The 8,340-nt window shown below is 62.1% G+C and carries 4 protein-coding genes and 1 tRNA gene; 4 read left to right on the forward strand and 1 reads right to left on the reverse strand.

What is annotated here, in order from left to right:
• Nucleotides 1-267 precede the first annotated feature (267 nt).
• From AC07V9_RS00005 to AC07V9_RS00020, 4 genes are all read left to right on the forward strand, one after another.
• Nucleotides 268-1,278 (forward strand): ABC transporter substrate-binding protein, encoded by a 1,011-nt coding sequence (locus tag AC07V9_RS00005; protein WP_495013660.1) that lies wholly within the window; start codon nt 268-270, stop codon nt 1,276-1,278.
• A 25-nt stretch (nt 1,279-1,303) separates the two neighbouring features.
• Nucleotides 1,304-2,671: an LLM class flavin-dependent oxidoreductase gene (locus tag AC07V9_RS00010; RefSeq protein WP_495013661.1), complete on the forward strand. Its 1,368-nt coding sequence runs from the start codon at nt 1,304-1,306 to the stop codon at nt 2,669-2,671.
• The gene (locus tag AC07V9_RS00015; RefSeq protein WP_495013662.1) at nt 2,668-3,855 is read left to right on the forward strand and encodes an acyl-CoA dehydrogenase family protein; all 1,188 of its coding nucleotides are present in this window, start codon (nt 2,668-2,670) and stop codon (nt 3,853-3,855) included. Before AC07V9_RS00010 ends, AC07V9_RS00015 begins: the two co-directional genes overlap by 4 nt.
• A 184-nt stretch (nt 3,856-4,039) precedes the next feature.
• Nucleotides 4,040-8,125, forward strand: coding sequence for a DEAD/DEAH box helicase (locus tag AC07V9_RS00020; RefSeq protein ID WP_495013663.1), 4,086 nt, complete (start codon nt 4,040-4,042; stop codon nt 8,123-8,125).
• Nucleotides 8,126-8,264: 139 nt separating this feature from the next.
• Here AC07V9_RS00020 and AC07V9_RS00025 read toward each other — a convergent pair.
• Nucleotides 8,265-8,340 (reverse strand) — tRNA-Gly (locus tag AC07V9_RS00025).

Below are 8,340 nucleotides of genomic sequence, written 5' to 3' on the forward strand. Positions count from 1 at the left end.
CGATGGCGTCGTATCAGGCATCCCATGTTGTCTGACATGACGCCATCGCGGGCAAGCGCGCTCCTACAGTTTGCAGTGCATGTTGGAACGTCATTTAATTAATATATTGCATATTGAATCGTCAAAAAATAAACCCATTACATAATTAGCATATAACCAAAAGATACTTCTCATACGTTTCTTATAGGCCTAAGGTCATAACCCTAGGCCGACCCCTTCTCCAGGCGGAGGCTGCGAACCCTTTTTCCAAGCCTGGAGACGCGCTTCATGTCCGCCCCAACCACCCCACGGCTCCGCGCCAAACACTTCCTGCTCGGCGCACTGTTGGCGCTGTCGTTCGGCCAGACCACCCAGGCCGCCGACGCCCTGCAGCCTCTGCTGGTGGCCAATCAGAAATCCGCATTGAAGGTTTTGCTGGAGGTTTCCGGCGAACTGAAAAACGTCCCCTACGACATCAAATTCTCCGAATTCCCGTCCGCCTCGCCGCTGGGCGAAGCGCTGAACGCAGGCGCTGTGGACGTCGGTGCGCTGGGCGATGCGCCTTATGTGTTCGCGCTCGGCGCTGGCGGGCCGCTGAAGGTGATCAGCATCACTCACGTCAGCGGCCGCTACACCACCGCGCTGATCGTGCGTAACGACTCGCCGATCAAATCCGTGGCCGACCTCAAGGGCAAGCGCATCGTCACCGGGCGCGGCTCGATCGGGCATTACCTGGCCATTCGCGCACTCAACGAAGCGGGCCTGAAAACCAGCGACGTCAATTTTGTCTTTCTGTTGCCGAGCGAATCGCGGCTGATCCTCGACAACGGCGACGCCGACGCCTGGGCCACCTGGGCGCCCTACACCACCGTCGCCACCCAGAGCGGCGCGCGCATTCTGCCCAACGGCCCGGACCTTCTGACCAATCATTCTTACCTCGCTGCCACCAGCAAGGCCATCAGCGAAAAGCGCGCGCAACTGGACGATTTCGTCGTACGCCTGGACCGCGCCTATCGCTGGGTCAACAGCCATCCCAAGGAGTATGCCGCCGCCCAGACCAAAGTCACCGGCCTGCCGGTCGAGGTGCATCTGGCGGTCAACCAGGACACCCAAATGGAGCGTGTGAGCATCGATGACAGCGTGATCAAGGGCCTGCAGAACACCGCAAACATCTATGAACGCGAAGGCATCCTTAACAAACATGTCGACGTGTCACATGGCTTCGATCCCGGCTTCAATGCCATCCGCCTGGCCGCCGAGCAGGCCGCCGAAAAAACCGATTCCCAGGCTGCGCGCTAAGCGACCGACTCAAGGAGAGCCACTCATGAGCACACCTCGTCAACTCAAACTCGGCGCCATGGTGCACGGCGTGGGCCACGGCTGGGGCGAATGGCGCCACCCGGATGCACAGGCCGACGCGAGCACCAACTTCCAGTGGTACAAGGGCCAGGCGCGTCTGGCTGAGGAGGCGAAATTCGACTTCGTGTTCATCGCCGACAGCCTGCACATTCACGAGAAATCCAGCCCCCACTACCTCAACCGCTTCGAGCCGCTGACCATTCTCTCGGCCCTGGCGGCCACCACCTCGAAGATCGGCCTGGTGGCCACCGTCACAGTCAGTTACACCGAGCCCTTTCAAGTGGCGCGGCAGTTCTCCTCGCTGGACCACATCAGCGGCGGTCGCGCCGGCTGGAACATCGTCACCTCATGGCTCAGCGGCACCGCCGAAAACTTCAGCAAGAGCGAGCATCCGCCCCACGCCGTGCGCTATCGCATCGCCAAGGAGCATGTGTCGACGGTCAAGGGGCTGTGGGACTCCTGGGAGGACGACGCCTTCACCCGCAACAAGCAGACCGGCGAATTCTTTGACCGCGACAAGCTGCATTCACTGAATCACCAAGGTGAGTTCTTCCAGGTCAAAGGCCCGCTGAACATCGCCCGCTCCCGACAAGGCCAGCCGGTGCTGTTTCAGGCAGGCACCTCGGAAGACGGACGCAACTTTGCCGCGCAATATTCCGACGCGATCTTCGTCCATGCCGAGTCGTTCGAAGAGTCAAAGGCCTACTACGCCGACCTCAAACGCCGCGCCAAGGGCTTCGGCCGTAACCCGATTGAGCTGTCGATCCTGCCGGGTATTCGCCCGATCGTCGGTCGCAACCCTGAAGAAGTGGAACACCGTTTTCAACAGGCCGTGGATCTGGTGAGCATCGAGGACGCCATCGTTGCGCTGGGTCGTCCTTTCAATGATCACGACTTCACGCAATACCCGCTGGATGAGCCCTTCCCTGACCTGGGCGACCTGGGCGCCAACAGCCAGAAAGGCGGCTCGGATCGCATCAAGCAACAGGCGCGCGAACACAACCTGACCCTGCGTCAGGTGGCGCTGGATTTCTCCCGACCGCGGCGCGAGTTCGTCGGCACGCCAGAACAGGTCGCCGATCAGATCCAGCACTGGTTCGAGAACGGCGCCAGCGACGGTTTCATCATCAATTCGCTGTTGCCTGACGGCTTGCAGTACTTCACCGAGCTGGTGATCCCGGTGTTGCAAAAACGCGGCCTGCAGCGCAGCGAATACACCGGATCCACCTTGCGCGAGCACTTCGGGCTGCCATTCCCGGTCAACCGCTACACCGCTGCGCGGGAAGACGCCACGGACGCCGTGCAGCCACAGAAACAGCAGGTTTCAGCATGAATGCGGGCTTGAATCGGCAAACGACGTTCAGCCCGGTCGAATCAGCGCAGGCCTTTGCCGAGCGCCTTCAGGGCATCACTGAGCAACTGGCCGAAACCGCCCAGCGCTATGACGACAGCGGCGAGTTCCCTCACGACAACTTTCGCCTGCTGCATGAACACAAACTGCTGGGCCTGACCGTCCCGACTTCACTGGGCGGCGGTGGCGCGGACCTTGCGCAGGCGCAGCAGGTCATCAGCGCCGTGGCGCGGGGCGAGCCATCCACGGCGCTGATTCTGGTGATGCAATACCTGCAACACGCGCGCCTGCACCTGACGCCGAACTGGCCGGAGCACCTGCGCCGGCAAGTGGCGCTCGATGCCGTGACTGACGGCGCGTTGCTGAACGCGCTGCGCGTCGAACCTGACCTGGGCTCCCCTTCGCGCGGAGGATTGCCTGCGACCACTGCTCGACGCACGCCTGAAGGTTGGCGCTTGAGCGGTCGGAAGATCTATTCCACCGGCAGCCACGGCCTGACCTGGTTCAACGTCTGGGCGCGCAGCGACGATGCCGACCCGCTGGTGGGGGTCTGGCTGGTGCGCAAGGACAGCCCCGGCGTGCGCATCATCGAGGATTGGGACCATCTGGGCATGCGCGCGACCTGCAGCCATGAGGTGGTGTTCGAGGACGTGCTGGTGCCGCTGGATCACGCGGTCAACGTCGGCCCGGCGAGTTCGGCGCAACCGGAACTGGACGCTTCGGGGCTGTTGTGGATGTCAGTGCTGTTGTCGTCGGTTTACGACGGCATTGCTCAATCGGCGCGGGACTGGCTGGTGCAGTTTCTGGAAACCCGCAGGCCATCGAACCTCGGCGCCTCGCTGTCGACCCTGCCGCGCTTTCAGGAAGCGGTCGGCCATATCGACACCCTGCTGTTCGCCAACCGCACCCTGATCGACGCCGCCAGCCAGGGTCTGACGCCAGCCAGCCACGCGCCGCAGATCAAATACCTGGTGACCTCCAACGCCATTCGCGCGGTCGAACTGGCCATCGAGGCCACTGGCAATCCGGGCCTGTCGCGCAACAACCCGCTGCAGCGGCACTACCGCAACGTGGTCTGCGGGCGCGTGCATACGCCGCAGAATGATGTGGTGTTGCAGGGGGTCGGCAAGGCGGTTTTTGCGGGGCGTTTGAGTCGGCAGGGCTGAAACATCCCGTAGCCGCACGACTTACCGACGGTGACATTATCGAGATAAGTACCGGGTACGCGCGAACGACAAGGGCGCTCAAGCGCGATTGCTGATCGACAAGCAGGGGGCACTGGTGAAAAATGTCGCTTTTGTCCGGGTTTATTGACCTGCCCTGACGAATCGCAGCAGCACGAGGCCCCGCATGTCCGACCCAGCCGCAACACCGGAACGCATCCCCGATCATCATCTGGCGATCATGTTCGGACTGATAACGGCGTATCCCGGCAAGGGCAAAAACGCCCTGCTGAAACTGCTGCGCTCGATGAATATTACCGATGACAAGGGCCGGTTGCTGGACGCTGATGCGTTGGCCTCGGCATTGGAGTCCCAGTTGCAAGAGGGCTGGCTGGCGCTGGAAGAGCGGCCCGAAGCGCGCTATCTCAGTGTGGCGCGGGATCGACGAAACCGGGTGCTGCGCAGCTTCCTGGCATCTGCAGAGCGCGAGCGTTGGCTGTACGAGATCCATTCCAGTCTTCCCCAGCTTAGTGCATGGCAAACGCCCTCCCGTTCTCGCATCGTCCAGGACCTCTGGCTGAATCTACTTGCTGGCAATCTTGAGGGCGTGGCGAATTCACTGCGCCTGGCAGCGCCGCTTTTCACCCTCGCCCACTCACCTGTTGAACACCCGATGTACTCGTTGCAGACCGACGCGGACGGCCTGGATGTTTTCGCTCACTTGGACGCCGACATGCGCCTGCTGCTGGTGGAAGACCATCTCGCTCTGCTCAATGTCTGGCTCGGCCCCGCGGGCCACACCTACGGACTGGCCCTGCGCGAAATGGAGACCCGCACCCACCGTGGTCTGGCCGTTGAGTTAACGCTGCAGGCCCTGTGGCGCGGCGACTGGGACACCCTTGAATACGTCGAGATGGAAGAAATGGCGCTGCTCCAGCAGACCATTCACCTGATGCTGCGCGGCCAGGTGGCCGACACTTTGACGTTGATTCGCAACTGGCTCGTGCAGATGCGCAAGCTGACCGGCAAGCGCAAGATCGATCTGCCGCCGGTGCTCAACGGGTTCTACTGCCTGGCGCTGATCGCCGAAAACGATCCTAAACAGCGGGCTGCACTCAAGCAGGCAATCGCGACGGGGGCCAAGGAAGGCTATGGCGAGGCTTACGCCGTTTTCCCCTACCTTGTGGCGCAGCTCGCCGGAGAAAACCCGTCGATCCCCTCCTCCCACGGTCATCGCGGGCTTAATGGCCTGGACGGCCTGCTGGTCGCCATCGCGCTGTACTGGCTGGATGCTCCCCACACGCGCAAGGACATATGGCGCAGCGTATTGAAGAACTACCGCGACCTGCTTGTGCGCGACCAGTACCTTTGGCTGGCGGCAGAATTCGATGCGCTGATCGCCGTGCAATTAGGCAAGCCCCGCCAGTTCGCCGACCTGCATCAGGGCACCGGCCTGCGCCCGCTGGTCACGCTGTTGCGCCGTCAGGAAGCGTGGGAACACGCCCTGAGCGCATTGAGCCAGCTCCGCCCCGGCAAAACGTCGACGCCCGCAGACACCGACAGGAAAACGCGACTGACCTGGCACCTTTACCTGGATGAGTACTGGGAAAAGGTCGAACCCAAGGAACAGAAGCGTAACGCCAAGGGACAATGGAGCAGCGGTCGCGCCGTAGCGCTTAAACGCCTGGTGGAAGATGGTGCGGTCATGGATTTTCTCTGTGAGCAGGATCGCCAGGCCATCAGCGCGATCCAGGTCAGCCACCAATACAGCTCGCCGGAATACGAACTGCCCGCCTCTCTGGCGTTGCCGCGGCTGGTCGGGCATCCGGCGCTGTTCTGGCGCAATGCCCCGGATGTGCGCATCGATCTGCAGGCGGGGCAGGCATCGCTGCACTTGCACGCCAAGGACGGGCTGATTCGCGTGCAACTTCAACCCGAAGGCATCCTCCAGGCGGCTGATATTTATGTGTACAAAGAGACTACGACGCGCCTGGTGGTCTACTCGATCAACCGCGAATTGCGCAAAATCGCTGACATCATCGGCCCTGAACTCATCGTGCCTGCCTCGGCCAAGGATCAGCTGATCGAAGCCATCGGCGCCATCGCCCCGCTTCTGCCGATCCATTCGGACATTCCCGAACTCACTGGGCACCTGGACCGCGAACCCGCCGACACACGGCTGTACGCCCACCTGCTGCCGCTCGCCGAAGGCCTGCGTTTGCAACTGCTGGTGCGCCCAATGGCCGAAGGCAGCTGGTTTCGTCCGGGTCAGGGCGCCGAGAACCTGCTCGGCGAGCGCGAGGGCAAGCCGTTGCAGGTCTCGCGAGACCTGGCGGGCGAGCGGCACGCACTGGAGCAGGTGCTGCAAAGTTGCCCAGGCCTGGCCAACGCTGACAGTGACGGTCAGGAATGGCAGCTGGACCAGCCGCAACACGCCCTGCAATTGCTCAGTGAATTGCACGCCCTGGACGGCAATCTATTGCATTGCATCTGGCCCGAGGGCGAGCGGATGCGAATCAATGCGCGCAGCGGCCTCAAGCAACTCAATCTGGGCTTGCGCCAGCAGGGCGATTGGTTCGTCGTTCAGGGCAATATCACCCTGGACGACGGCAAGGTGATGCAGCTGCGCGAACTGCTTGAGTTGCTCAAAGCCAGCCCCGGGCGCTTTCTCAAGCTCAACGAGCGCGACTGGCTGGCCCTTGACGATAGCCTGCGCAAACGCCTCGATGAACTGGCGCACCTGGCCGACCGCATCACCGATCAGGGCCTGCGCCTCAGCCCGCTGACCTCGCCGCTATTAGCCAGTCTGGCTCAAGAAGTCGGGCAGTTCGAAGCGGACGCGCACTGGCAGGCACATCTGGAAAAACTGGAATCACTGCGTGATTACCAGCCGCAGGTGCCCGGCACGCTGCAAGCTGATTTGCGCGATTACCAGCACGACGGCTTCGTCTGGCTTTCGCGCCTCGCCCATTGGGGTGTCGGTGCCTGTCTGGCGGATGACATGGGGCTGGGCAAAACCGTGCAGACCCTCGCCCTGCTGTTGCAGCGCGCCAGCCTCGGCCCGCAACTGGTCGTAGCGCCGACGTCGGTCACGCTCAACTGGCAGACGGAAAGCCTGCGCTTCTCGCCAAGCCTGAAGGTGCGGGTGTACCAACAGCAGCGCACCCTGGATGACCTGGGGCCTGGGGATCTGGTGCTCGTCAGCTACGGGCTGTTGCAGCTCGACACTGAACTGTTCACCGCTCATCACTGGAGCAGCGTCGTGCTGGACGAAGCTCAGGCCATCAAGAACGCCCAGACCAAGCGTTCGCAGTCGGTCATGGCGTTGCAGGCAGATTTTCGCATGGTCGCCACCGGCACTCCGCTGGAAAACCACCTGGGTGAGCTGTGGAATCTGTTCCGCTTTATCAATCCCGGCCTGCTCGGCAGTCAGGAAAGCTTCGCTGCGCGCTTCGCGACGCCTATCGAACAAGGCGATGTCGCGGCACGTCGAGCGCTCAAGGCGCTGATCCAGCCCTTTATCCTGCGCCGCCTGAAAAGCCAGGTGCTTGAGGAGCTTCCCGCGCGCACCGAGATCACCTACAAGGTGCCGCTGTCCGACGAGGAAGCGCATCAATACGAAGCGCTGCGTCGACAGGCAGTCGACACCCTGACCCACCTTGACCCCAAAGCGGGCAAATCCATGCAGGTGCTGGCGGAAATCACTCGGTTGCGCCGCTTCTGCTGTCACCCCTCCTTGGTGCTGCCGGGCTCCACCCTGCAGAGCAGCAAGCTGGCGGCCTTCAAGGAGATCGTCGACGAGCTGCTGGAAAACCGCCACAAGGCGCTGGTGTTCAGCCAGTTCGTCGACCACCTGAGCATCGTCCGCGCCTGGCTTGATCAGCGAGGCATTGCTTATCAGTACCTCGATGGCGCCACCCCCGCCAAAGAGCGCCAGAGTCGGGTCAACGCCTTTCAGGCCGGTGTGGGCGACATTTTTCTGATCAGCCTCAAGGCCGGTGGCAGTGGCCTGAACCTGACGGCTGCGGATTACGTGATCCACCTCGACCCTTGGTGGAACCCTGCGGTTGAGGATCAGGCCAGCGACCGCGCTCACCGCATGGGCCAGCAACGGCCGGTGACGATTTACCGACTGGTGACAGAAAACAGCATTGAGGAGCAGATCGTGGGGCTACATGGACGCAAGCGGGATCTGGCCGACAGCCTGCTCGATGGCGGCGAAATCAGCGCGAAGCTGGATGCCGATGCGTTGCTGGAGTTGCTGAAAGCCTAGGTGCAATGCCCGAGGCCTGAGCGTTGCGTCAGGCCTTGCGGCGGTGTTTGATCCCGAACTCAGATTTATCCAGCGCCAAGAGTCAGCAAAACGCAGACAAACAAAAACGCCGCTCTGGTGAGCGGCGTTTTTGTGAATTTGGAGCGGGAAACGAGACTCGAACTCGCGACCCCGACCTTGGCAAGGTCGTGCTCTACCAACTGAGCTATTCCCGC

This window comes from Pseudomonas sp. GW821-FHT02A11, assembly GCF_059421985.1.

Coding starts and splice junctions, on each gene's coding strand:
- AC07V9_RS00020 (WP_495013663.1), top strand. CDS start 4,040: ATGTCCGACCCAGCCGCAACACCGGAACGCATCCCCGATCATCATCTG.
- AC07V9_RS00015 (WP_495013662.1), top strand. CDS start 2,668: ATGAATGCGGGCTTGAATCGGCAAACGACGTTCAGCCCGGTCGAATCA.
- AC07V9_RS00010 (WP_495013661.1), top strand. CDS start 1,304: ATGAGCACACCTCGTCAACTCAAACTCGGCGCCATGGTGCACGGCGTG.
- AC07V9_RS00005 (WP_495013660.1), top strand. CDS start 268: ATGTCCGCCCCAACCACCCCACGGCTCCGCGCCAAACACTTCCTGCTC.